General features: G+C 52.3%; 22 protein-coding genes. 1 reads left to right on the forward strand and 21 read right to left on the reverse strand.

The genetic code is table 11. The features are described from left to right. Positions 1 to 75: 75 nt before the first annotated feature. From GQY55_RS13635 to GQY55_RS13675, 9 genes are all read right to left on the reverse strand, one after another. Positions 76 to 1752, reverse strand: a complete 1677-nt coding sequence (locus tag GQY55_RS13635) for a glutamine--tRNA ligase/YqeY domain fusion protein (RefSeq protein ID WP_160042190.1) — start codon at positions 1750 to 1752, stop codon at positions 76 to 78. Positions 1753 to 2189: 437 nt separating this feature from the next. Beyond that, on the reverse strand, positions 2190 to 4193 hold the full coding sequence (locus GQY55_RS13640; protein ID WP_160042192.1) for a Na+/H+ antiporter: 2004 nt from the start codon (positions 4191 to 4193) through the stop codon (positions 2190 to 2192). Between the two features lie 283 nt (positions 4194 to 4476). Further along, complete coding sequence (locus GQY55_RS13645; RefSeq protein ID WP_244873066.1) at positions 4477 to 5268, reverse strand: metallophosphoesterase family protein; 792 nt, start codon at positions 5266 to 5268, stop codon at positions 4477 to 4479. Between the two features lie 106 nt (positions 5269 to 5374). After that, positions 5375 to 5638 (reverse strand): hypothetical protein, encoded by a 264-nt coding sequence (locus GQY55_RS13650; RefSeq protein WP_160042196.1) that lies wholly within the window; start codon positions 5636 to 5638, stop codon positions 5375 to 5377. Between the two features lie 515 nt (positions 5639 to 6153). Continuing rightward, positions 6154 to 6483 (reverse strand): hypothetical protein, encoded by a 330-nt coding sequence (locus GQY55_RS13655; RefSeq protein ID WP_236575592.1) that lies wholly within the window; start codon positions 6481 to 6483, stop codon positions 6154 to 6156. Positions 6484 to 6789: 306 nt separating this feature from the next. Beyond that, the gene (locus GQY55_RS13660) at positions 6790 to 7893 is read right to left on the reverse strand and encodes a Gfo/Idh/MocA family protein (RefSeq protein ID WP_201452151.1); all 1104 of its coding nucleotides are present in this window, start codon (positions 7891 to 7893) and stop codon (positions 6790 to 6792) included. A gap of 29 nt (positions 7894 to 7922) precedes the next feature. Beyond that, positions 7923 to 8642, reverse strand: a complete 720-nt coding sequence (locus tag GQY55_RS13665) for a ThuA domain-containing protein (protein ID WP_160042200.1) — start codon at positions 8640 to 8642, stop codon at positions 7923 to 7925. Between the two features lie 34 nt (positions 8643 to 8676). Continuing rightward, positions 8677 to 9837 (reverse strand): Gfo/Idh/MocA family protein, encoded by a 1161-nt coding sequence (locus GQY55_RS13670; protein WP_160042202.1) that lies wholly within the window; start codon positions 9835 to 9837, stop codon positions 8677 to 8679. Positions 9838 to 9874: 37 nt separating this feature from the next. Beyond that, the gene (locus GQY55_RS13675; protein ID WP_201452152.1) at positions 9875 to 10930 is read right to left on the reverse strand and encodes a LacI family DNA-binding transcriptional regulator; all 1056 of its coding nucleotides are present in this window, start codon (positions 10928 to 10930) and stop codon (positions 9875 to 9877) included. Positions 10931 to 11131: 201 nt separating this feature from the next. On the opposite strand from GQY55_RS13675, the gene GQY55_RS13680 reads away from it, so the two are divergent. Continuing rightward, positions 11132 to 11620, forward strand: coding sequence for a hypothetical protein (locus GQY55_RS13680; RefSeq protein ID WP_160042204.1), 489 nt, complete (start codon positions 11132 to 11134; stop codon positions 11618 to 11620). Positions 11621 to 11648: 28 nt separating this feature from the next. Here GQY55_RS13680 and GQY55_RS13685 read toward each other — a convergent pair whose 3' ends face one another. The 12 genes from GQY55_RS13685 to GQY55_RS13740 form a co-directional block, all read right to left on the reverse strand. Then, the gene (locus GQY55_RS13685; RefSeq protein WP_160042206.1) at positions 11649 to 12752 is read right to left on the reverse strand and encodes a DNA alkylation repair protein; all 1104 of its coding nucleotides are present in this window, start codon (positions 12750 to 12752) and stop codon (positions 11649 to 11651) included. A gap of 200 nt (positions 12753 to 12952) precedes the next feature. After that, positions 12953 to 14659, reverse strand: coding sequence for an alpha-keto acid decarboxylase family protein (locus GQY55_RS13690; protein WP_160042208.1), 1707 nt, complete (start codon positions 14657 to 14659; stop codon positions 12953 to 12955). 24 nt (positions 14660 to 14683) lie between these two features. Then, a complete protein-coding gene (locus GQY55_RS13695; RefSeq protein ID WP_160042210.1) occupies positions 14684 to 15148 on the reverse strand; it encodes a DUF1259 domain-containing protein in 465 nt (154 codons plus the stop codon). Positions 15149 to 15390: 242 nt separating this feature from the next. Continuing rightward, on the reverse strand, positions 15391 to 16602 hold the full coding sequence (locus GQY55_RS31390; RefSeq protein WP_160042212.1) for a BclA C-terminal domain-containing protein: 1212 nt from the start codon (positions 16600 to 16602) through the stop codon (positions 15391 to 15393). 211 nt (positions 16603 to 16813) lie between these two features. After that, the gene (thrS, locus tag GQY55_RS13705; RefSeq protein WP_160042214.1) at positions 16814 to 18727 is read right to left on the reverse strand and encodes a threonine--tRNA ligase; all 1914 of its coding nucleotides are present in this window, start codon (positions 18725 to 18727) and stop codon (positions 16814 to 16816) included. 513 nt (positions 18728 to 19240) lie between these two features. After that, positions 19241 to 19582: a DUF1801 domain-containing protein gene (locus GQY55_RS13710; protein ID WP_160042216.1), complete on the reverse strand. Its 342-nt coding sequence runs from the start codon at positions 19580 to 19582 to the stop codon at positions 19241 to 19243. A gap of 59 nt (positions 19583 to 19641) precedes the next feature. After that, on the reverse strand, positions 19642 to 20091 hold the full coding sequence (locus GQY55_RS13715) for a VOC family protein (RefSeq protein WP_328803738.1): 450 nt from the start codon (positions 20089 to 20091) through the stop codon (positions 19642 to 19644). A gap of 77 nt (positions 20092 to 20168) precedes the next feature. Then, positions 20169 to 20585 (reverse strand): YciI family protein, encoded by a 417-nt coding sequence (locus GQY55_RS13720; RefSeq protein ID WP_160042220.1) that lies wholly within the window; start codon positions 20583 to 20585, stop codon positions 20169 to 20171. A gap of 105 nt (positions 20586 to 20690) precedes the next feature. After that, positions 20691 to 21950 (reverse strand): RNA polymerase sigma factor, encoded by a 1260-nt coding sequence (locus tag GQY55_RS13725; RefSeq protein WP_160042222.1) that lies wholly within the window; start codon positions 21948 to 21950, stop codon positions 20691 to 20693. Beyond that, positions 21947 to 22360, reverse strand: coding sequence for a YciI family protein (locus GQY55_RS13730; protein WP_160042224.1), 414 nt, complete (start codon positions 22358 to 22360; stop codon positions 21947 to 21949). The genes GQY55_RS13725 and GQY55_RS13730 overlap by 4 nt, the downstream gene beginning before the upstream one ends. A gap of 352 nt (positions 22361 to 22712) precedes the next feature. Then, on the reverse strand, positions 22713 to 23987 hold the full coding sequence (locus GQY55_RS13735) for a Gfo/Idh/MocA family protein (protein WP_160042226.1): 1275 nt from the start codon (positions 23985 to 23987) through the stop codon (positions 22713 to 22715). A gap of 30 nt (positions 23988 to 24017) precedes the next feature. Further along, on the reverse strand, positions 24018 to 24905 hold the full coding sequence (locus GQY55_RS13740; RefSeq protein WP_160042228.1) for a carbohydrate ABC transporter permease: 888 nt from the start codon (positions 24903 to 24905) through the stop codon (positions 24018 to 24020). Positions 24906 to 24917: the final 12 nt, after the last annotated feature.

A 24917-nucleotide genomic window follows, 5' to 3' on the forward strand; every position in this document is an offset into this window, starting at 1 on the left:
AAATCTCATTCTGAGTATAACAGAAAAGAACCACGAATCGTTCCCAAACGGCATGAAAAAAATTTCTCCGGCGGATCACGGTTTTTTCCACGAATCCTTCAAAGCCACAATCCGGTTAAATACCCGCTTGCGATCCGCAGCGTATCCGCAATCCAAGCAAAAATACCCATGTCTTATGAATTGATATTTTGCTCCCGGCTCGGCATGCCGCATAAACGGCTCCATTACCGCCTTTTTTATAACGATCCGCGAATCGGGGTTCACGAGCTCCTCCCAGTCGTTGCCCGATTCGAGAATTTGGATGCCGTCCCGGAGCAGCTTCTCGTAAGCATGAACTTCCGCGGTTACGCCGTGCTTGGCCGATACCCAATGGATCGTCGATTTGACCTTTCTCGCGTTGAATCCCGAACCGCTTTTGGTCTCCGGATCATACGAGCAATGCAGCTCCCGCACATCCCCCGTGGCCGGGTCTTTTACGACATGTTCGCATTTCAAAAAATAAGCGCCTTTGAGCCGAACCTCCACGCCGGGAGAAAGCCGGTGAAATCCTGCGGCCGGAGCCTCCATGAAATCTTCCTTTTCAATAAACAACTCCCTTGAAAACGGGACCTCCCTGGTGCCAAGCGCTTCATTGTTTTCGTTGTTTTTCAGCCGAAGCATCTCGGTTTGATCCTCGGGATAATTCGTAATGACGACCTTTAACGGTTCCAACACCGCCATCACGCCGACGGCTTTTTCTTTCAGATCCCTGCGGATAAAATGGTCTAGCATCGCCGAATCCACCGTGCTGTTTTGCCTTAGGACGCCCACCGCCTCCAAAAAGCTTGCCAGCCCTTCCGGCGTGACGCCTCTCCGCCTTAGTCCTTTAAGCGTCGGAAGCCTGGGATCGTCCCAGCCGTCGACATATCCTCCTTCCACCAGCTCCCGAATATATCGTTTGCTCGTGACGGAACCCGAAACGTTCAAACGTCCGAATTCCCTTTGTTTTGGAGGTTCTTCCGCCCCGACTTCGCGGAGGACCCATTCATAGAGCGGGCGATGTTCGAAAAACTCCGCCGAGCATAAGGAATGGGTAATCCCTTCGATCCAGTCCTGGATCGGATGGGCGAAATCATACATCGGGTAGATACACCATCGCTTCCCGGTCCGGTAATGCTCCGCGTGAATAATGCGGTACAGTACGGGGTCACGCAGGTTAATGTTAGGCGAAGACATGTCGATTTTGGCGCGGAGAACCTTCGATGACGCGGGATAGTCCCCGTTTTTCATGCCCTCGAACAGGCGCAGGTTTTCTTCGACCGACCGGTTGCGGAACGGGCTGTCCTTGCCGGGCTCCGTCAACGTTCCACGGTATGCCGTCATTTGTTCCGGCGTCAGGTCGCAAACATACGCCTTTCCTTTGCGAATGAGAACGAAAGCCGCTTCGGCATAACGCTCCGAATAGTCCGATCCATAAAAAACCGGCGGATTCAAGCCCAGCCATCGGACGTCCTCTTGGATCGATTCCGCGTACTTGCTCTCTTCTTTTACGGGATTCGTATCATCCAGGCGCAGGTTGAACGTACCGTTAAATTTCCGCGCAATGGAATGATTGATATGGATCGCATATGCGCTTCCGATATGCAAGTACCCGTTCGGTTCGGGCGGAAAACGCGTCGCGACCGGCCTTGAATACGCATTGTTTTTAACGTCCTCCCGTACCTCCTTTTCCAAAAAATCGACGGATGGTTCATGCTCCTTATTCATAGTCATCCGATAAACCTCCTTCATCGTTTGTTTGAATGCCTTAACCACTCTTGAAAAAACAAAAAATCCCGCCTCCAAGACCGTAGTCTTGGGGACGAGATTTGGTTTCGCGGTGCCACCCCGGTTCGCGGAATATATCACTATATCCGCCTTTTCAGGTACGGCAGACGCGCTTCGCTGCTTATAGCTCGGCTGTTTATACCCTAGCTCTGTAACAGGAGCTCCTGTCGCACCATCCGCGGGGGACCACCCGCTTCCGAAGCGCCGCTCAGAGGCTTGGTTCAATGAACTTTGTCCTGCCCCTTTTCAGCTGCCGGGGCTCTCTGTCAGGAAACGCGGTTCATCTACTCTTCTCTTCATCGCGTGTAAAGTTTGGTACATATTATCATCAAATTCTTTAAAAGTAAATGCGTTTGACCTGCATGTTTACTTGGATTCCGCCTTTAAGCCTCTGCTTCCTCCTCATGCACGGACTCCGCTTCATACAGATGCCCCTCGTGGTAGTTCACGTCCATCCGCAGCGTGTTGGCGACCGTCCGGCTGATTTCTCCTTTTTCGAACATGGTTTGAATCTCGTTGCGTTCAGCCTGGATGGCTTTCAGTTCCAGCTCCCTCCGTTCGGCGCTGAGCTCTTTCACCGTTTCGCCCCGGAACTTGCCGCTTAGAAGCTGAAGCTCCATGCTGCGATAATCGGCAAGAATGCCCTGGATCGTATCGTGGTTTTCAGACGTTTCCATCGATTTCACCTGCTTGATGGCTGCCCGGATCGCATCCAGCTTGAGCTCTTTATAAACCCTCCATTTAGGATTGGCGGCATCAAATACTTCCGCTTTACTCCGGGCTTTGCGCAAGATCCGCAGCAGGCCGGCCCAGCCGAGCACAAGCAGCTTTTTGATTTTCTTTCTTGTCGTAAGCAGCGCTTCGACCCGGCTGAGCGACGCTCGAAACCGGTCCGCGAGTTTCGGGGAGATCCGCCCTTCCTGCATCCATCGGTCCGCGGTTCTTTTTTCGGCTCTGAGCGCCTCAATCCGGATGTCCAAAGCTTGTTTCCAAGCTTTCCCGAGATCTTCCTTGTTTCTTATTTTGGCCATTTGCAGTCTCTGGGAATAGATCGTAGTCAGCTCGATGGCCTCCTGCCGGTTTTCATCGTTTATCTCCTCTCGGACCGCCTTCAGGCCGGCTTCAAGCACCCGAATCCGTGCCGCTCTCTCACTTTCGGCCAGCTTGTCCGGATCGGGCTGGGCCTCCCGCGTCAAAATCGGCAGCAGCACGCTGGCAATGATGAGCGTGAGTAAAATAACGCCTGAGCAAATGAACAGGATCAAACTCCGTTCGGGGAATGGGCTAAAATCGGCCAGCGTTAAAGGAATGGAAAAAGCGGCGGAAAGGGTCAACGCACCCCGAACGCCGGACAATGCCGTAAGCAGGGCGGAACGGAAGTGGCGGTTTACGGCCCATACCCACAAAAAACGGAGAATAATGAGCACTGCCGTAATCAGAAAGATGTATCCGATCACTTGACCGTTATTATATGCGGGATCCTTCCACACCTCGATGATAACCCCCGGTATTTCTAGCCCCAATAAAATAAAGACGAGACCGTTCAGGCAAAATAGGATGACCGACCATGTGCTGTCGGATACGAGGCGAAGCCGGACCGACCCGCTTCTCATCCGGTCGCGTTCGATGGCATGCGTCACCCCGGCGGCCACGACGGCCAAAATGCCGGAAACATGGACTTCTTCCGCGATCCAATAAATAATAAACGGCGTCAGGATGATAATCAGCATGTGCAGCGTCACATCCTCCATTCCCATACGCCGCAGCTGCATCCGGATCCCGATGATCAAAAATCCAAGCACGACGCCGGCGATCACGCCGCCGATTGCGATAACGATAAAACTGCCGATCGCTTTGGGCAGCGAAAATTGACCGGTGACGGTCGCCGCGATCGCAAAATTGAAGGCAACCAGGCCCGAGGCGTCGTTCATGAGCGCTTCGCCTTCGAGCAACCGCATAATGTTGCCGGGGAGCTTCGCCCGGCCGGACAATGAGCCGACCGCCACCGCGTCCGTCGGCGACAGGATGGCGGCTAATGCAAAGGCAGCCGATAAAGGGATGGCCGGAATGATCCAGTGGATAAAAGGACCGGCAATCAACACTGTCGCGAACACAAGCCCCAGCGCAAGCAGCAGGATGCTCGACCGGAGCTGCCACAACTCGTCCCGCGGGGTTATTTTACCGTCGTTGAAGAGCAGCGGCGCGATGAACAGCAAAAGGAACAGTTCCGGATTGAGCGGAATATGGTGCAGCCCGGGCACGAACGTCGCCACGACGCCCAAACCGATCTGGATGATCGGAACCGGCACGACGGGCAAAAAGTGGTTGATGACATTGGATATCCCGATAAGAAGCAACAGTACAAGAACCATTAAAAATATTTCCACTGGCCATACGACTCCTTTTTTTACCCGAGGATTTTGCAAAAATCCAAAAAGCGGCTTTCAATTGGCAACATAGAGCGAAACGGTTTTATTCGTCTATACATTGTACCCTGGAGAGACAGGAATCGAATTTTGCAAAATCCTTACCCATAAGATTGCGTTCCGGGCATGCCAGGCATGATTGCTGGCTGAATTCTCATCTATTTTTAACCATTTCGTCATGCTTTATCACACGCCACCCAATTCTCAGGAAATCCGCACGAGAAAAAAACCGCTCGAAAGCGGTTCAAGCGGTTGCATCCCCATCGGTTTGAGGCGATTCGCCTCTACGGACGGAATACATTTTATATTCTCCGTGTTCGCCAATCTCCAGGCAATGCAGCTGTTTGCCGAACGCGCAGCCGCCGTCGATCCCGATTTTGTCTTCCATGGGACTAAACCAGATTCCGTCCGACTCATGCAGATAGGAAACGGGCGTGTGGCCGAACACAACTTTCTGTGCACGTCCCGTCGGATATTGGAAAAACGGCTCCCGGATCCATATAAAATCATCCTGAGGCTGGTCTTTCCAATTTTCATACTGGGGATTAATGCCCGCATGCACAAAAATATGCGTGTCCGTCTCATGATAAAAGTCCAAACCGCCAAGGAATTCCAAATGATGCATATAATGATTTTTAACATGCGCTTTGGCTTCGGCATACCGTTCCGGTCCCATCCCTTCGCCGAAAAAATCGGCTCCGCAATAGCTCTCCAGCGTTTGCCTGGCCCCGTTCCGGATCCATCTGGCGTTCAGCGGTTCACTGTCTACAACGATGGCGTCATACATCATCTGATCATGGTTGCCGCGCAGCGTGACGACGCCCCACTTTTCCTTGAACGCTTTTACCTGCTCTACGACTCCCCTGCTGTTCGGGCCGCGGTCGACATAGTCTCCGAGCAGTACAAGCTTGTCTTGTTGTGGATCGTAACTTACTTTGTGCAGCAGCAGGTGTAACTCATCCAAACATCCGTGAATATCGCTGATCGCTAATGTTCTAACGGCAATCTCCCCCTTTCCGCCCTTGCATCTTTTCACTGCATATACCCAATGACTCCCTTCCATAAATAAAACCAACTCCATAAAGAGTCGGTTTTGTTTAAAAGCACCCCATTGGCGCTTTCCGTTACATATTTGATTTCGATCAAGCCAAGGAATTTTCCTTTTTCGCACGATTTTTCTTCATGGCTCCAAACAGCGCGATCACGCCATACATCGGAATCACGAAGTAGAACACAAGCGCCAAATAGAACATGCTGTTCGGCCCGGCGTTCAGGCTAAATGCGGTGACGAGGCCAACAAGCAAAACGGCGTTAATGATGCTGGCGATCAGTACCTCATGTTTCTTCCCAAACAGGATCACTCCAAGCATCGCCGCGGTAAACAGCGCAAGAATCAACGTGGTCATGGATCATTCCCCCTTAATACAGTGATGCTTTATCATACGCAATGACGCCGCATCCATTCACAATTTAGACACAATTAGGTTATCTCCAAGATACCACATTTAGTCAGCAATGAAAAGGCTTTCACCGAAAAATGTTCGCACGCCAATATGTTTCATTAGCGTTTCTTCGTGCCAGCGAATCATTCGCCATTCTCCCGTCCGCTTCTTTGCGCCACACTTCAAGGGAAATGGCCAACGTAAAAACACAAAAAAGGCGCCGCCGCAAAATGCCGGCAGTGCCTACGATATTAGATCCAGCAAGTTTTCAAGATAATAACGAACAAAATAAAGAGGACCAGAACAATACCTACAGATTTGAAAGGGCTATAAACGTATGCTCCTGCAACTCCGCTCTTTCCATACTCCTCAATCAATTCGAAGGGCACATTATCGTATGGTGCATGATGGATGTTGTACGGGCAGTGCGGCAAATACTGCGGTTGTGAAAGAATCCGTTACATCCATGCTCCCGGTCGTTATTTCAGCAATCCCATAAGCGGCATAATCGAGCGCATCACGTTCATTCCGATTTGGATGCCAGGTATGATTTTTCCGAAGAAGCCGAACATCCCCATTCCGCCACCGTTAGCGGCCGTTCCTCCAACTCTTGTCGAATTCACGGTTGGCGCGGGCTGACGGGATCCCCCTCCAAACAGCAGGCTTAGCAGACCGGATACTTGAGCCTTTTCTCTGTTCTCCAGAATTGCCGCGGTTTGCCGCGGATCGGCCCATATCCCGTTTAGAACGACACCGCTGCGGTCATGTTTTTTCACCGTGCCGATATAGCTGCTGCCATCCTTTAGCATGACAAGCACCGGTTTGCCCATCCATTTTGACGAGCGCCGTCTCTGTTTCTTCCTTTTAACAGGCATCTATCTCACCTCGGGCAGTCAAATTCAAGAATCGTCTGTTTTTATATCTTGTAGATAGATTGAATTAAAGTAAGTCACATCTTTGAAACGGATATTCCCTGTGGATCAAGGAATGACAAGTAAAAACTTTAATTCATTCTATATAGATATTAATGTATTCCAAGCTTTTAAGATATTCTTGTGTTTTTGGCTATGGAAAGATGCCTCGCCCCTTATTTTTTCGAAAAAAAGCGCGATGGATTAATCCATCACGCCGTAAGGGAGATTTTGCTGAAGCGGTGCGGGCCGTTCGCAGGTGCTTGTCATGACGTAATACCGGTCCTGCTCGGAAGAGTCATGGAAGGCATGCATCGCTTCAAGGACGTGGAAACCGAGATCGCCGCTGGCGCGGTTCTTTCTGCCGCCGTTCAGCGCATAAACCATGTCGAGCACGCCGATTCCCCGCGAATTCGCCGCATAGCCATGGGATAGCGGGATTTCCTTCCAATCCTGGCTGTCATGGCGCTTCAGAAGCACTGGCCCGCCGAAGGTATTGGGATCCGGAACGCTAAGCGTGCCTTGGCTGCCGTAGATTTCGATGCATGGCAGCCGGCTGCCGCCGAAGACGTCGAAGGACGTAATCATCGTCCCGATGGCTCCGTTGTGGAAATCGAGTACGCCTGCGACATGGGTCGGCGTTTCGACCGCAATGGTTTGGCCGAACTTTTTGGAGCTGGTGATCGTTCGCTCCGGATAAGATATTTTCGCTACCCCCGCCACGCGTTTGATCGGACCCAGCATGGCCACCAAAGCCGTCAGATAATACGGCCCCATGTCATACATCGGTCCCCCGCCCTTGGCATAATAAAATTCGGGATCCGGATGCCAATGCTCATGTCCCCTGCCCATCATAAACGCCGTCGCCGCCACGGGTGTGCCGATCCAACCGTCCTCGATGAGTTTGATGCAGGTTTGGATGCCTCCGCCAAGAAACGTATCCGGGGCGCTGCCGACGAGCAGCCCTTTTTCTTTGGCTTTGGCCAGAATGGCCCGCCCTTCTTCCCTGGTGACGGCCAGCGGTTTTTCGACATAAGCATGTTTTCCGGCTTCCAAAATATCCAGGCAGACCCGGGCATGCGCAGCGGGAATCGTCAGGTTCACGACCAGCTCGATCTCCGGATCCGCAAGCAGTTCGGCAACCGTGCAGCCTTTGGCGATTCCGAACTGCTCGGCTTTCGCTTTTGCCCGGTCCAGGTCCAAATCCGCGCAGGCGGAAACGTGGACCGCTTGAAACGTTTTCAAATTCTCAAAATATATGGAGCTGATGTTTCCGCATCCGATAATGCCGACATTCATTTTCTTCATGATGATGAGCGCTCTCCAATCCGCTAAATTTAAACCTGGCTATCCATCATGCCGGTATATTGGCTTCCTGCTTGCTTCCCTGCCGCCTTGGCTTTGCCTTCGGCCGCCCACAGCATCCCTCTGCGCATAATCTCCTTGACCGGCGGAAGCTCGATCACGTTCGCCTGATGCCCCAGCGAGCAATAGAATACCCGGCCGAGTCCCCACCGCTTGGTCCACGCCACTGGCATATCGACGGACTTGTTATAAACATGGGGACCGTCCGCAACCGGAAAACGGGTCGTGGCCAGCACTTCGACGGCAGGATCGACATGGAGGTAATACTGCTCGGTCGAGACGTCGAAATCTTCGATCCCCTCTACGATCGGACTTGACGTGTTCGCCATGTTAATCCGATGGGGAGTGCCGTCGTTGCCCGGATGCGCGACCCAGTTTCCGCCCGTCATGAACTGCCAGTCGACGTTGCTGCGGAATGCGTCGCACATGCCCCCGTGGCATCCGGCTAAACCGACGCCGTATTGCACGGCTTCCGACACGTTGTTGACCCTTTCCTGACTGATTTCGCCCATCGTCCATACGGGAATGATCAGGTCAAGCGTTTTCAATTTTTCGGCATCGTCAAATGCCGCTAGCGTGTCGGACACTTCGACTTCATAACCCTCATCTTCCAAAATGCCGCGAAAAATGGCCGATACTTCCTCGGGCTGATGGCCAAGCCAGCCTCCCCATACGATCAGCGCTTTGTTCATGTCCACATCTCCTCTTTAAGCTCAAGCTCATATTTTAAAGCTCCTCGGTGCGCACCCATCTTCTCTCCGCGATCGACAAATCGACGGCTTCAAGCACCTGCTGGCATTTCACGCCGTCAGCAAAATTCGGAACGGGCTGCCGGTCTTCGCGGATCGCCTGAAGCAGCTCGACCGTTTCGTGGATAAACGTATGTTCGAACCCGATCGTATGCCCCGGCGGCCACCAGGCTTCGGCATAAGCGTGCGCGGGATCGGTCGCCAGAACGCGGCGGAAGCCCTGCACGTCTTCGTCATCCTCCGTAAAATAAACCTGAAGTTCGTTCATCCGTTCGAAATCGAATTTCAAACTGCCTTTGCTTCCGTTGATCTCGAAGGAATTCGTGCAGCGGTGGCCGGCGGCAAACCGGGTCGCTTCAAAGCTTCCCAATGCGCCGTTGGCGAATTTCGCCAGGAACAAGGTTGCGTCGTCCACGGTGACGGGGCCTTTTTCGTCCGATTGGTTGCCCTTGGCGCTTAAACCGCTCATGGAGCCCGGCAGCGGCCGTTCTTTGATAAACGTCTCGCTCATGCCGATAACTTCCTCGATGTCGCCCACAAGGAAGTGGGCCAGGTCGATGATATGCGCGCCCAAATCCCCATGGGAACCGGAACCGGCGATATCTTTCTGGAGACGCCACACGAGCGGAAATTCCGGATCGATAATCCAGTCCTGCAAAAACCAGCCCCGGAAATGATAAATTTGTCCCAGACGGCCTTCCTGGATCAGCTTGCGGGCAAGCTGCACGGCTGGGGCAAAACGATAATTGAATCCGACCATATGTTTGACTCCTGCCGCTTCGGCAGCCGCCAGCATCTCACGGGAATCCTGAAGCGTCAGCGCAAGCGGTTTTTCGCAGAGCAGATGCTTTCCTGCCTTCGCCGCCGCAAGGGCGATTTCTTTGTGCATATCGCTTGGAGCATTGATGTCGATGAGGTCGATGTCATCCCGCCCGATCAGTTCTTTCCAGTCCGTGACGTAATCCTGCCAGCCGAACTGCTTTGCGGCTTGGGACACCCCGTCCGCGTCGCGGCCGCAAATCGCCTGCATGACGGGCTGAACGACACCCGGGAAAAACATCGGAATGTCGCGGTACGCATGGCTATGCGCCTTCCCCATAAATTTGTAGCCTACCATTCCTACTCGAATCTGCTGCATTGAATACGCCTCCTTTTCATATGCACCCTATTCATAACTATGCTTGGCTCCCAGCGCTCGATGATCGAACGACCAGCCGGGTTGCCATTTGATATAGATGACCGCTGATATGATTTACCCCTTCCTGAAATTCCGACACAGCTTCATCCGCATTTTCCTTAAGCAAAAGCTTGGCGGCCAATGCCCCCATCCGGTAAAAAGGGACGGCCACGCTCGTCAACGGCGGATCTGTAATCCGGGCGCCATCCGAATCGTCATAGCCGACGATGGCGATGTCTCTGCCGGGCAGAACGCCCAATTCCCGAAAGCCTTGAATAAGCCCGATGCCCATGCGGTCATTCGCGGCAAAAACGGCATCGATGCTATCGAGATGGCGGGCGAAACGAAATGCCGACTCATACCCGCTCGTCCGGCTGTAGTTGCCCGTTTCAAGCCATTGGGCGGGGATCGCTTCATCCGGATCATCGACGGGATTGAATATGCCCGCTTCCGTCATTGCGCGTACGTATCCCTTGAGGCGATCCGCACTGTTCGAATACCCGGGCGGACCGTTCAGGAACGCGATGCGGCGATAACCCTCATCAAGCAGATGTTTCACCGCTTCATAGGCGCCTTGTTCATGATCCGCATCCACTTCAAGAAAATCTTCGCCCGCAAAATGCTGGTTCACCAAGCAAAACGGGTGGTTCGCCTCCTTCAGCGCCCTTAACGCTTTCCGCTCCTCCGGCGTATCCGTCGTTCCCAAAAGGATGCAAGCGTCGATCTTTTGCGATCGAAACAACTCGATGTAACCGTTGTCATCGCCGGGCTTGCGAAAAATAAGCAGCATATCGTAACCAAGCTCGCGAACCTGTTCCCCGATCCCGCTCAAAATCTCCGAAAAATAATAGGTTGAAAAAATATGTACCTTCGGCACATAAGGAAGCACGACGCCGAGATTGCCGCTTTTTCTGCGGGCAAAGCTTTGGGCGATGGCATTGGGGTAATATCCCAGCGCCTCCGCCGCCTTCAGCACTTTCAACCTCGTTTCTTCCTTGATTGGACCCACCCGGTTGAACACGCGGGAGACGGTTGCTTCCGATACGCCCGCCATGTCCGCTACCGCTTTTCGTGTGACGATACGGCATCACCCCCTACATTTCACAAACGAATTGTTGATAGCAAATGAAGCTGAAAACCATTAATGTACGCGCGTACATTATCTCGTATTTTTTTCCAACATGTCAAGGGAATTGTTTTCAAACAGCAACAACCGCAGGGTTTGGTTCGTCTGTGATCTTAAAGGAGGGGGAACATGATCAAACTGTCCATCACGTTTTTGATATTGCTTTCCCTATGGGGATGTTCGATCCATGCCAACAACGGAGGCAAGACGACCGTTCGCGAATTGACCGGGGGGCAGCCGCCTAAAGCCTCTATACAAATCGGGGACAAACTGCACGATACCAAACTCGGCACCTACTGCTGGTCATCCAAAAACACAAGCACGTGCGTAGACACGCCCGGTCCGGCCGAACTCCTGAAAAATAAAAAGCCGGTCAGCGTAAGTCCCGGCGAAGAAATCAAATTTGTGATGGATAACGAACCCCTTCCGAACAAAATCCATTTGGAGCAGCTGTCGGAAGGCAAATACACGGAGATTGCCGTGATTGATAATACCTTCCGAGCGCCGACTCAGAAAGGAATCTACTATTTTTCATATGGGGTCTGGTGGATGGATGATAAACGGGAGCATGTTGCTCTGGGCGACGCTTTTTATGTTTTTGCCCTGGAAGTAATCTAAATGCCCCGACCGATCATTTAATTCGTAGTCAGGCTCTGAGCCATAGGGAGTCTTCCGCGACCTCCTCGCCATTGACGACCAGCACGATGCGATGTTCCCCCGGATAATGCCGTCTTGTCGTCAAATCGGACCAGCCGTGCTTGCGCTGTCCCGTCAGCTTCGAACCGCCGGGTACGGTTTTATCCGATAAGAGAAACAACTTGCGTGAGGTTTGTCCGTTCGCCTTCACAAAATAAATGCCGTATTCGATCCTTAAGCGCGCGTCAGTTCCTTCCCGAATGCAAATCTCATAATGAACCATGCTGTTATCCCCAATGGATATTTTCTTGGGCTCGACCGCAAGCACTGCCGACTGTACAAGCGCTTCCCCCTCACTGCTTCCGGAATAGCCAAACAGCCTCATGATTTCCGGCTCCGCTTTCCGAATCAGCGTCCGGCATGCATGTCTGACAATCCAATCCGTATCCGGATGATTCCCGAGCCACGCTTTGGCCAGCCGAATAACGACGTCAGGATGGTCCTTTGCGATATCGTTCAAATTGTTGGCGACGCTCTTGCGGACATAAAGCGATGGATCTTCCTTCAGCTTCTCCAAAATCGGAAGAACGGGGGAAGGATCCTTTTTAAATGGCGCAAGCGCTTGTCCCCACGGCAGACGGGGTCTGCAGCCTTCGCTCGCCAAGCGTCTGACATGTTCGTTCGGATGCTGCGACCAGATCAGCATTTGGTTCATCATCCGCTGCGGATCGCGCATAATGAACGGCCTGACCGCAAATTCGGACGAGGAACGCTGCGTGAACCGCTCCAACGCTTCCATCGAAAGTTCCCAATATTGCGGATCCTGTCCGTATACTTCGACAAAGTCGGAAAAAAACAGGTACGGAAACCCGTTACATTCCTCGTCGATCGAAAACAACACGTCCAATGCAGCGGGGTAATGCGCAGGCAAAAACTCGCCCAAAACCGTCGCGATTCGGCGGATTCTCGCCTTTAGTTCCAGTCCCTCCCAATCATCGTCCATGATTTTTGCAGTAAAGCCCTCGGTATGAAAAGCCGGGTACGCGGAACCGACCTTCTCTCCGAAACCTACCAAAAACTCTCGATCGTACATCGCTTTTAACGCTTCAGCCAAAATCTTCTCCCCCGTCGTTCAGAGGTTCGCAAAAATGCGAACACCCGTTTTCGTTTACTATAACAAGAATCGAAACGGGTGTACAGTTTTGGTCTGTATAGATTGAACTAAAGTTTGCATCGAACTTCCTGTTAAAAGAGCCCCGAGCGGCCCTATAACCTTCACAAGTAAAAACTTTAAATTCATTCTATATCAGTGAATTATTGTTTCAGCTTTTGCTGCTGCTCCAAATAGTAGCGCATGTTGTGCATGTAATCCGGAGCATCCATCGGGTCGCCCGCCATCACCTCGATGATGCACATTTTACTGGCGCATTCTTTTTCGGCGCGGGAAATCGCGTCATCCAGCTCTTGATTGGTGCGAACCGCAACGGCAAAAGCTTCCCCGCCGAAGGCGTCCGCAAGCTTCGTATAGGACCAGTTCGGGATGTTGTTATAGGTTTGGTTTTCGGTCTTCACGTTCAAATATTTTTCAATCGTATATCCGTCATTGTTCAGCACGAAAATGATCGGCTTGCAGCCGTAATGCAGCATGGAACTGATTTCCTGGGCCGTGAGCTGCAAGGAGCCGTCGCCCGTGAATAGCAGGATCCTGCGCGAAGGGGCGGCAATGCATGCTCCATAGGCTGCAGGCGTGGCGTAACCGATCGATTGCCATGCGCCCTGCCCAATAAAAATCGTATTTTTCGGGAGCGAGACCTGACTCATGCCAAAATAAAACGTTCCCGTTTCTGCGATCACGACATCCCCTTCCTTTAACATCCGTTGAAAACGGGGATAGTAAGAAGCCGCCTGAAGCGGTTCATCCGGATTCCCTGATATGGCATCGTATGGTCTGGGGCCTTTTGTTGGCGTTCCGGGCCGTTTCCACCCGATGTTTTGCAATGCTAGCAGAAGGTCCTCCGCCATCACGTTGGGATATTCCGCTAGACCAACTTTAACCTTCGAGGGTTGGATGTCAATGAGCCGAAGCGGGTCCAGCTTGGCCGTAAAATTTGCGGTATTGGTGTCCGCCTCTATGAAGCCGGCGGCGATTACGCAATCCGCGTTTTCCACAAGGCTGCGTACGTCCTGACGGCCAAAGGCTCCTCCATACATGCCCATAAAGAGCGGATGCGATTCGTCGAACGCGCTTTTGCCGTACAGCGTGGAAACAACCGGCAAATTCAGCGACTCCGCTAATTTTCGCACATATTGCTCCCAATGGAACCTCATTGTTTTTACGTCTACCATCAGGATTGCGCTTTGGGCCTGCATCAACATCCGGTTGATGCGATCGACCGCCGTCTGCAGCGCATTAGGATTCGAAACGGTTTTCGCCAGGCTGGCTTCTTGGCGCATGACAACCGGTTTGGCAACCAAATCGTCGGCAACCACGAGATACACCGGCTGTTTTTTCTCTTTGGCGATCCGGATCGCATTCGGGATTTCCAACATGGCATTTTCGGGCGTTAGCACGGCCGTATATGCCGTAATATGTTCGTACATCTGCCGGAAAACGTCATAATTGCCGTCCATTAACGTATGATGCATCAGCTTATGCTGCTTCTGTGCCGCATCCGGCGGCGATCCGACGATATGGATCACGGGCACGTGCTCGCTGCGTGCGCCGGCAACGGCGTTGCAGGCGCTCATTTCGCCGACGCCAAACGTGGTGATGAGCGCGGACAACCCACTGATTCTCGCATAAGCATCCGCCGCATATCCGGAGTTCAGCTCATTGCGTCCGTTAATAAATCGTATTCCGGCGTACCGTTCGATCGCATCCAGCAGAGAGAAATTGTAATCTCCGGGCACGCCGAAAATTTCGGTCAGCCCCTCCTGTTTCAAGCAGTCCAAAAGGTATTCGCCCAACGTTTTCGGCAGCATCGATTCTAGGGTTCGGTTGTTGAGATCTTGTTGTGCCATCAGCGGTTTTAGTCCCCTTCCTTTTTAGTAACCGGCGGTTGCGTTGATCGCTTCTTTCACCGTCCTCGCCAGCGATTCGGCATCCCCAAGCGCCTGGAAGTGCAGAAACAGAATGCGGGGCTCTTCGCCGATAAGGTGGTTATGTAGGGCGGATATGTTAATATTCCCTTTGCGAAGCGCATCGATGACGGGATTCACCTCGTTTCCGAGAAGCGCAAACTCCCCGATCACCGCCGTTTTATCCCCTACCTTTTCGAAATTCGCGCCGAATGAAAATTCAATTTCTTCCGGAGATAGAGGCACTCCCAAGTTCGAAACCTTGATGTTTTTGCGGGTAATCCCCAATTTGCACACGCCGTTTTCATGCTTCAATTCCGTGTTAAATACTTTGTTGAATACCTGGCAATCCTGCGTCTCCGACCCCAAGACAGTGCCGGACGGGACGAGCAGCAAAAATGAAACAGCCATGAACCAAACGATTTTTTTCATCAGATCCATTCCTCCAAATTTGGGATTTTAGTTTATTGTTTTACGAAGAGAAGTAAAAAATCCCTATTGCTTTGGTGAAAATGCATCACCCTGGCAATAAGGATTTTCTCGGTGTTTTTTCTTCCAACTCCCTTAGGGAGGAAGCCGATTCGAACCTGGTCAACTTAATCGTATGATCGTAACATTGGTAGGCGTGGTTGTCGTAAGCGTTGCGGTTGCAAGGACGCCAAACAGTTGAATGCTTATGGTTGCCCCGCGGGGACAGGCGTAATGACGTTGGTTTGGAAGGAAGTCGCGCTGACTGCAGGCGATATCGTTGAGGCCGGGGCAGCGGTTCCATTGATTAGAATACGGGAGCTGACCAGCAAAGAAACGTTCAAGTTGATCGAATATGAAATATAGTAGTTTCCTGCATTGACGACGGTAAACGTATTATTGGCCGCATTTATCGTGATGCCTGGCCCGATATCCTGCGCATTTGGGAACGAGACGTTTGTTCCGCCTAAAAGTACAGAAATGACGGTGCCGGACGTATTGGCCGCAAATGCGTGATTTTCGGTAACGCTGATTCCAGTCGCTCCTGTGGCTCCCGTCACCCCTGTCTCTCCCGTTGCGCCTGTTGCACCTGTAGCTCCTGTGGCCCCCGTTGCTCCTGTCGCACCTGTTGCACCTGTTGCTCCGGTTGCTCCCGTGGCTCCTGTTGCTCCCGTTGCTCCCGCAGCTCCTGCTGCACCGATGGCTCCTGTCGCTCCCGTCACTCCCGTAGCGCCCGGAGCCCCGACCTCAGCAAGGAGTGTGTAATCTGGCGAACTTCCTGGTTCGCCTCCTGGCGATGCGATGTTGGCGATATACGTACTGCCCTGAAAAGTAACGATTTGTCCCTGTGGATAAAACCGGCTTTGTTCCGGATCAAACGGTACGACTCCGGTTAACCCCACTCCTGTCGCCCCGGCCGGGCCGGCAGGTCCTGGAGGGCCTGGTGGGCCAGGGGGGCCGGAAATGCCGGGCGGACCCGGCGTTCCGGTAATTCCAAGTGAAACCGAAGGCATGATGCCGGATATTTTACGCTGGATTTTCCTGATCAACTCCACCAAACAATCCTTCTTTATACGTGTCACATGAAGCAGCAGTACGGTGGACAGAAGATCATCCAAATTTTCTTGCAGGTTTATTAGAATTCCAACCCCTGAGACCGGCACCGCCTCGCACATCGCGATCGAGAGCTCAAACGTGGATTGAAGGAGGGCCTTGTCTCTAATAGGGAACTCCGAATCCGTGAAAAAGTTCTGAAAATGCTTCAGCACCTCCTTCAAAGCTGCTATCGATGGAGGGTCTTGCCTGAGCAGCGCAGGAGGCACAGCTTGAAGCAGGCGCAGCAAAAGTTCGTTTAAGCGTTCGGTCTGCTGCTTGGTAATTGGAAGGACGCCGACTTCTTCGTTATCGTTCACACTCATGCTTTCTTTCCTCCTGCCATTGATGCTCCAAAAGCTTGTACGTCCCAAACATGGTTTTTATTTATAAAATATCGACACTTTAATCCACCCTATGCCGCGTGCCCAAAAAGCGTGACTTCCTGCTGCAAGATATAAATAAAAAAACCGATCCCCCACATGATGTGAAGGAACGGATCGTAATTCATTTCACCATTGTTCTTTTCGAACAACATTAATTTTTCGCATCGATTTCTTCCTTTATAATTGTGACGATCTCCCGGATGCTTTTTGCCCCCAGATCGCCTTCTTCTCTTTTCCGCACCGACACGCCGCCGGAATTTTTTTCGTTTTCGCCGAGAACGAGCATGTAGGGGACCTTCATCATTTCGGCATCCCGGATTTTGTACCCCAACTTTACGTTTCGAATATCGATTTCGACCCGAATGCCGGCGTCTTCAAGCGACTTTTTGACCTCAAAAGCGTAATCGACATAGTTCTCCGACACGGGGAGCAGCTTCGCATGGACGGGAGACAACCACAGCGGGAAGGCTCCGGCGTAATGCTCCGTCAGCATGCCCATAAATCGGTCGACCGAACCGTATACCGCACGGTGAATGACGACCGGACAATGTTTCTCACCGTCTTCTCCGACGTAAGCGAGATCATATTTTCGGGGCATTTGGAAATCCAGCTGAATCGTGCCGCACTGCCAGCTCCGCTTGAGCGCATCTAATATGTGGAAATCGATTTTCGGCCCGTAAAACGCGCCGTCTCCCTCATTGATGCGGTAATCGATGCCGCGGCGGTCCAACACGTTTTGCAGCGCCCGCTCCGCTTCTTCCCAGAGCTCATCCGAGCCCATCGAGTCTTCCGGACGCGTCGACAGCTCGATGTTGTATTCAAAGCCGAACACTTGATACATGTTGTCGATCAGCTCGATGATGCTGCCGATTTCTTTTTCGATCTGGCTCGGGAGCACGAACAGATGCGCGTCGTCCTGGCAAAACGTCCTTACCCGCAGCATGCCGTTCAACGCCCCCGAAAATTCATGCCGGTGCACTTGGCCGAACTCCGAGATGCGCAGCGGCAAATCGCGATAGGAACGGAGCTTGTTTTTGAAAATAAGCATATGTCCCGGGCAGTTCATCGGCTTCAGCGCGTACATCGTATCGTCGACGTTCGTAAAGTACATATTGTCTTTATAATGATCCCAATGGCCCGATTGCTCCCAGACCCGCCGGTTCATCATGAGAGGCGTCCGGACTTCATCGTAACCCCTCTTTCCTTGCATCTCCCTTGCGAAGTTTTCCAGCTCCGTACGGATCGTCATGCCTTTTGGCAGGAAAAACGGCATGCCCGGCGCTTCCTCCGAAAACATGAACAGTTCCAGCTGCTTGCCCAGTTTGCGGTGATCGCGTTTTTTGGCCTCCTCAAGAAAATGAAGATGCTCCTCCAGCTGTGCTTGTTTCGGAAATGCCGTTCCGTATATGCGCTGCAGCATTTTGTTGTTCGAATCGCCTCGCCAGTAGGCCCCGGATACGTTGAGAAGCTTAAAGGCTTTGATTCGGCCCGTGGACGGCAGATGAGGCCCGCGGCATAAGTCGAAAAATTCTCCTTGGTCGTAAATCGAAATGACTGCATCTTCCGGCAAATCCCGGATCAGCTCCAGCTTCAGCGGATCTTCGAGCTCTTCAAAGATTCGGACGGCTTCCTCCCTGCTGACCTCCCGGCGCATGATCGGCAGGTTTTCCTGCACGATGTTAGCCATCTCCTTTTCGATCGCAGCAAGATCTTCCGGCGTTAACGGTTTCTCGATATCGATATCGTAGTAGAACCCGTCTTCGATGACCGGACCGATGCCGAGTTTAACCGCCTTTTGCCCGTAAATCCGTTTGATCGCCTGCGCCATCAGATGGGCCGTGCTGTGCCGATATATGTGAAGTCCGTTATGACTGTCCAGGGTGACGATTTCCACCCGTCCGTCCGCTTCGAGCGCATAGTTCAGATCGACGGGCTTGCCGTCGATTTTGCCTGCGATCGCGTTTTTCTTCAGCCCGATGCTGATCGATTCGGCGATTTGTTCTATCGTGGTGCCTTGCGGATACCTCCTGTTCGAACCGTCTGGCAGCGTAACTTGAATCTCCATCGTTCTTACCTCCATTCCTATAAATTTTTTCATTCGTTTATTTCAAAATCCCATATTTGAACGCAAAAAAACGCATCTCATCCTCAAGGGACGAGTGCGTTCATCTCGTGGTTCCACCCTAATTCAACCAGCAGTCAACCAGCCTCGGCCGCAGGCCAAAGTTGAAATTGCAGGTTCTCATTGGAATCCGTTAACGGGGATCAGGCGGTGCCGCTTACTGCCGCTCCGTGATGCAAAAGCGGGTTCAACGCCACGGCTACAAAGGGGTAACTTCATGCCGTTTTCAGGAGAAGCTTTCAGCCGGAACCTCTCTCTCTGGGCAGCTCGTGCAAGAAGTCATGTCTTTGATCAAAGCCAAATGTTGAATTATGGCTATAATCAAATCACAGACAGAAATAAATGTCAAGCCCTTGTTTTCAGTTTACTGCAAAAAAGAAAAGCACCGCAGATCGTCCGCGATGCAATCTTTGTGTCATATACATGTCACATATTTGACGACTTTCAAATGACGTTTTACAAAGCCGAAGAAGCTTGGCCGACCCAGGCTTTCAGCTGCTCCGGATCAAAGCCTTGACCTTGGCGCAGCTTCAACGTTTTTCGTTCCGGCGGTCCGTCAAAAAGGCCTTCCGGAAGGTCGAGTTCTGTCGCATTAAAAATCGTAAAACTAACGGCATCCTTCGAAGTCGAAATGACCGCCGCATATTTCCCGTTTTTCAAAAAATGGGGCTTTTTGTACTGAATCCGTTCCTGCACATCCGGAATCGCTTGATGAACAACCTTGCGAAGCTCTGCTGCCATTTCCTTTTGCCACGGTTCCTTTATCGCATCGATAAAATCGGTTACTTCCTGGTTCATATGATTTTCTCCTTTTACTTGGAACGATTGTGGATACATTTAAATCATGCAAAAGCTTGTTATTTCACGATTTGCCACGTGACGCCGAACGGATCCACGACTTCTCCGTAATAGGCTCCCCATGGCTGCTGCTCGAACGGGTATTGAACCTTTCCTCCCTCGCTGAGCCGATCAAACGCTTTTCTCGCTTCCGCTTCGTCGTCAAAGGTCAAGGAAAGGCTCATATTGCGGCTGCCTTCCGCCGGCATAAAGGAATCGGACAGGAATAACGTGTTTTCACCGGCTACGGTGAGGACCATATGCATGACCTTTTCTCTGGCCTCTTCCGGCGTCCCCGGAATCTCGCCGAATGTTTTGACCGCATGAATCTTTCCGCCCAGCGCATCTTTGTAAAACTCCGCTTGTTTTCTTGCGTCCTTGCACATCAAATAAGTAACCAATTTTGCCGCCATGTTCATCATCAACCCTTCAATTGTTTTTTTGGAATCAAGCATTCTTTTTAAATTCACCGCTTGAAATCCGTTTCTACTTTAACGACGAATGCCAAACGAATACATCGACAGCCTTCAAAAAATTTTTCGGAATTTTAAATTTGTTCCCGCAAGTTCGTCTCCAATGCCATGATGTTAGGATCATGATAGGTTTCTGCCGGATCCGCCAGCTGGCGCAGCTCAATGTCAACTTTTCCCCGGCCCTTTGGAACGGGAGCCCTTCTCGCCCATTCCAAAGCTTCATCGACGGAAGGGGCTTCGATCATGAGAAACCCTTCCATCAGCCCGCTATCCGCGGAAAACGGACCGACCGTTACATCAGCCTTCCCTCCTTCAAGCGAAAACGTGATCCGAAGCCCGCTTGAGCTTGGGAGCAGCGTTTCGTCGGCAAGCAGAACTCCGGCTTGGGCTAGGGACTTGGCGTATGCCGTACGATGGGTCATGTAATCTTGATCGTAATTTATGCCCGCTTCCGAAAACGCCGTCGATTTGAACATCAGCAAATATCTCATAAAGCACGCTCCTTCAGGCAGGGTTTGGATTCGGCAGCATGCTGCCTTTCATCTGCCTTTACTTGAACGACGAACGCGGGAGCGCCAAATCGACAAACGGCAAAATTATTTTTTATCCATGCACTCGGATGCTCGAGCCAGCAGCAGTTCCCGCTCACGGTTGTTTCTCGTCAAGGATGCGGCCCGTTCAAATTCAAGGCGCGCTTCCTCGAAGCGGTCCAGCTTGTACAAAAGGTCGCCGCGTACGCTGGGCAGAAGATGATAGGTCGACAACGACGGTTCGTTGTTCAATTCATCGACGATCTGGAGGCCGAAATCCGGACCAAACGCCATCGCTATCGCCACCGCACGGTTTAATTCCACGATCGGCGAAGGCATGGCGCGGGATAATGCTTCATACAACGCCGCGATTCGGACCCAGTCCGTCTCCCCGGGCGACATCGCTTTTGCGTGGCAGGCTGCAATGGCTGCCTGAAGCGCGTAAGGGCCGTACGGCTTCCCCAACTGCTGGCACCGATCGAGAGCAGCCAGCCCCCGGCGGATCAACAGTTGGTCCCACTTGGCCCGGTTTTGGTCCATAAGCAGGATCGGCTCGCCATCCGGTCCGACGCGCGTCTTTAGCCGTGAAGACTGAATTTCCAACAGCGCCACAAGCCCATGCGCTTCGGGTTCAGCCGGCGCAATCTCCGCAAGCATGCGGCCAAGTCGAAGCGCTTCTTGGCAAAGCAGCGGGCGGACCCAGTTTTCGCCTGCGGTTGCCGAATACCCTTCATTGAACATTAAGTAAATGACCTCAAGGACGGCGGCCATTCGCTCCTTCAACTCCTCGCCGACCGGGACCTCGAAGGGAACCTTTTTGGCGCTGAGCGTCCGCTTCGCCCGAACGATCCGCTGCGCGATCGTCGCTTCGGCCGCCAGAAACGACCGTGCGATCTCGTCGGTCGTAAGTCCGCACAACAACCTTAGCGTGAGCGCCACCCTTGCGTCCTGCGACAAAACCGGGTGACAGGTCATGAAGATGAGGCGCAGGAGATCGTCGCCGATCTCCCCGTCAAGTTGACGGTCCATATCCTCTTCCGTATACCATTCGGCGCTGCGGGTCAATTCCTCGTATTTTCGGTCGCGAAGCTTGTTTCTTCGCAGCAGATCGATCGCACGCCGCTTGGCCGTCGTCATAAGCCACGCTCCCGGATTGTCGGGAATGCCCGTTTCCGGCCACCGCTCTAGCGCGATCACCAGCGCATCCTGGGCCAGATCTTCCGCCAGACCTACATCGCGCACCATGCGCGTTAACCCGGCGATTAATTTAGGAGATTCGATCCGCCAAATGGCATCAATCGTACGCCCTGTGTTAGAAATGCTCACAGCCTAAACTGCCCCTTTATTTTTTCTTGCTTGTCTTCATCCGAAGACAATTCTTCCGGATCAAAAATTTGTCTGAGTTCAACTTCGCCTTGTCCGCCGCCATGCGGATCAGGCATGCGCATCGCCCACTCGATCGCTTCCTCGCGCGACTTTACTTCGATCAGCGTAAAGCCCGCAATAATTTCCTTGGCTTCCGTAAAGGGGCCGTCCACCACTTTCGGTTTCCCCCCAGGCTCCGGATACGAAATCCGGATGCCGGTGGAGCTTGGCTGTAAACCGTCCGCGGCAAGCAGCACTCCCGCTTTCGCCAACTCCTCGTTATACCGCAGCATGGCATCGAGCAATTCCTGGCTTGGCTTGACGCCGGCTTCCGAATCCGCTGTAGCTTTCACGATCATCATAAATCTCATGTTTGTTCCCTCCACAATGTGATAGCGGGCCGATTTCCGCTCAATTTAGTCCGGTATTGACCGGCCTCTATGAATACAACGAATGAATACAAGACGAATCGACACATCTAACGTTTTTTTAATAAAGACCATTTATCATGGAACTCCCTATTAAATTCGTGCTGGAGGGCGATATCCCCTGCATGAACTTCCGCGCATGATCATTGAAAAAAGTCCCTCCGTAGTTCAAGTAGTTCATATAGACGAAGCAGCATCGGGCCAATGATGGGTATAAGCCGAATTTTAGCGGTATCCTCATGCAAAAAACCTGCCGAGCTTCAATGCCCGACAGGTTTTTTTTACTCTAGCGACCTTATTTCGCTTCTTGCACGCTGTAGCGTTCTTTAAACTCCCGCAATCCGATAATGTTTCCTTCGATCCGGGATTGTTCCGCCGCAAACGCCATCAGGTGGCTTTGAACCGAGGCGTCCGCCGACGTCAAACCTTGGCTTTGACCGTCTGTCCGCACCAGCTTCAGAAAATCCTTCACGAGACGCATGTCGCCGCCGCCATGCCCAACATGCCCTCCCATATCTTCAAAAGAGATCCGCTCGACCTTGCCGCTGCCGAAATGGATGATTTCGATCTCGTTTTTCTCCATCGCTCCGCGGATTTCGCCTTTGGTTCCCATGAGCTTGATCGTGCGGCTGATATCTCTCGTAAACGCGCTCATCGTAAAAGCGGCCGTCACCCCGTCAGCAAATTCCAGGTTTACAACCTGATGGTCCACAACATCGTTATCGCAGTAATAGACGCATCTGCCGTAAGGCCCTTCCTGCAGCGCTTGATAGCGGGCATCGTAGCTCATATCGTCGCTAATGGCCGAGGTCGGCCAGTTCGTATCCTCCGTCAAATAGATATTCGGCGCATAATACAGGCACTCGTCCGCAACCGGACATCCGTCCAAACATCGCAGAGGCGCCCCCTCTGGCGCTTCCGAAGCCCTGAAATGGCTGAGCGAGCCGAATGAAGAAACTTTCACGCAGTCCGAACCTGCCAACCACAGCAATATATCGAGATCATGGCAGGACTTCGCCAAAATCATCGGACTGGATTCGTCCTTCCGGCGCCAGTTTCCTCTGACGAAGCTATGCGCCTGGTGCCAATATCCGACGTTTTCATTATGCTGGATCGATACCAATCGGCCGATCGTTTCTTTTTCCAGCAATGCTTTGAGCGTACTGAAAAACGGCGTGTAACGAAGCACGTGGCAGATCGAAAATACAAGCCCGGCCTTTGAAGCCATGTCGCCCATGCGGATGCATTCTTCGGGATCCGGCGACATCGGCTTTTCCAAAAGCACGTGATACCCCGCCTGCAGCGCTTTCATCGTCGGCTCGAAATGCTGTTTGTCCTGCGTGCAGATCACGACCGCATCCGCCAGCTTCGGCAGCGCAAACAAATCGTTCCAATGCTCGAAGCACATCTCGTCCGCCAAACCATGCCTTGCCTTGAAATTCTCTCTCCGATGCCGAACCGGTTCCGCGACTGCCACGACTTCAAGCTCGGCAGGATGCTGAAGCGCGTAATCCATGTAATTGACGCCGCGCAGGCCCGCTCCGATCAATGCGACCTTTACCTTTTTCATCCGTTATCTCCGCTCCTTACGAATACTGTGTTATTCCTTGACGCTTCCGACGGTCATGCCTTTAACAAAATATTTCTGCAAAAACGGATATACGACCATGATCGGCAGCGCCCCCATGAAAATTTGCGCCGTCTGCAGCGTTTTCTCGCTCAGGTTCTCCATCGCTTTGATCTGTTCGATCGAAACCGAAGTCATCTGGGAATTGATCGACATGATCAACGTGGACAAATAGGTTTGCAGCGGATATTTCTCCGGCGAGTTTAAATACAAAATGCCGTCAAACCAAGAGTTCCAATGCCCCACGATCGTGAACAGCCCGATGGTCGCGATGGACGGCAGGGAGACCGGCAAATAAATCCGCCATAATATTCTCCAGTGTCCCGCGCCGTCGATCGTTGCGGCTTCGTCCAGCTCGCGCGGAATGGTGCGGAAAAAGTTCAGCATCAGCACCATGTTCCATACATTCAGCGCCCCCGGCAATATCAGCGCCCAGATGGAGTCGATCAATCCGGTGTTTTTCACGATGATATACGTCGGGATGAGCCCGCCGCCGAAAAACATCGTGATCGCAAAAAACCATACGTAGACCGTTCGATACTTAAATTGGTCCACCGCCTTCGACAGCGGATAAGCCGTCACGAAGCATAAAAACATATTGACCGCCGTCCCCAGCACCACCCGTTCAACGGACACGCCCAGCGAACGGAAAAACTCTACCTTTTCCCCCAGGTAGCGGTAAGCGTCGAAGTTGAACCCGACCGGCCAAAGCTTGACTTCGCCGGCCATCGCCGCCGTATTCGAACTGAGGGATACCGAGAGGAGATGGATGAACGGGATGATGCCGAGAAGCGTGATCGCCGTTAGCAGCACCGTATTGAATATGACGAATATCCTTCTGCTGATCGTAGGTTTATGCATCTCTCTACCTCC

The sequence above is a fragment of the Paenibacillus sp. USDA918EY genome (assembly GCF_009870825.1).
Classification (GTDB): Bacteria; Bacillota; Bacilli; order Paenibacillales; family Paenibacillaceae; genus Paenibacillus_AQ; species Paenibacillus_AQ albilobatus.

Bases quoted from the DNA above. Each gene is read 5' to 3' on its own strand.
- GQY55_RS13690 (WP_160042208.1), bottom strand. From the start codon at position 14,659: ATGGCACAACAAGATCTCAACAACCGAACCCTAGAATCGATGCTGCCG.
- GQY55_RS13740 (WP_160042228.1), bottom strand. From the start codon at position 24,905: ATGCATAAACCTACGATCAGCAGAAGGATATTCGTCATATTCAATACG.
- GQY55_RS13665 (WP_160042200.1), bottom strand. From the start codon at position 8,642: ATGAACAAAGCGCTGATCGTATGGGGAGGCTGGCTTGGCCATCAGCCC.
- GQY55_RS13670 (WP_160042202.1), bottom strand. From the start codon at position 9,837: ATGCAGCAGATTCGAGTAGGAATGGTAGGCTACAAATTTATGGGGAAG.
- thrS (WP_160042214.1), bottom strand. From the start codon at position 18,727: ATGGAGATTCAAGTTACGCTGCCAGACGGTTCGAACAGGAGGTATCCG.
- GQY55_RS13655 (WP_236575592.1), bottom strand. From the start codon at position 6,483: ATGCTAAAGGATGGCAGCAGCTATATCGGCACGGTGAAAAAACATGAC.
- GQY55_RS13720 (WP_160042220.1), bottom strand. From the start codon at position 20,585: ATGAGATATTTGCTGATGTTCAAATCGACGGCGTTTTCGGAAGCGGGC.
- GQY55_RS13660 (WP_201452151.1), bottom strand. From the start codon at position 7,893: ATGAAGAAAATGAATGTCGGCATTATCGGATGCGGAAACATCAGCTCC.
- GQY55_RS13680 (WP_160042204.1), top strand. From the start codon at position 11,132: ATGATCAAACTGTCCATCACGTTTTTGATATTGCTTTCCCTATGGGGA.
- GQY55_RS13675 (WP_201452152.1), bottom strand. From the start codon at position 10,930: ATGGCGGGCGTATCGGAAGCAACCGTCTCCCGCGTGTTCAACCGGGTG.
- GQY55_RS13710 (WP_160042216.1), bottom strand. From the start codon at position 19,582: ATGAACCAGGAAGTAACCGATTTTATCGATGCGATAAAGGAACCGTGG.
- GQY55_RS13650 (WP_160042196.1), bottom strand. From the start codon at position 5,638: ATGACCACGTTGATTCTTGCGCTGTTTACCGCGGCGATGCTTGGAGTG.
- GQY55_RS13730 (WP_160042224.1), bottom strand. From the start codon at position 22,360: ATGAGATTTATGATGATCGTGAAAGCTACAGCGGATTCGGAAGCCGGC.
- GQY55_RS13635 (WP_160042190.1), bottom strand. From the start codon at position 1,752: ATGACTATGAATAAGGAGCATGAACCATCCGTCGATTTTTTGGAAAAG.
- GQY55_RS13695 (WP_160042210.1), bottom strand. From the start codon at position 15,148: ATGAAAAAAATCGTTTGGTTCATGGCTGTTTCATTTTTGCTGCTCGTC.
- GQY55_RS13735 (WP_160042226.1), bottom strand. From the start codon at position 23,987: ATGAAAAAGGTAAAGGTCGCATTGATCGGAGCGGGCCTGCGCGGCGTC.
- GQY55_RS31390 (WP_160042212.1), bottom strand. From the start codon at position 16,602: ATGAGTGTGAACGATAACGAAGAAGTCGGCGTCCTTCCAATTACCAAG.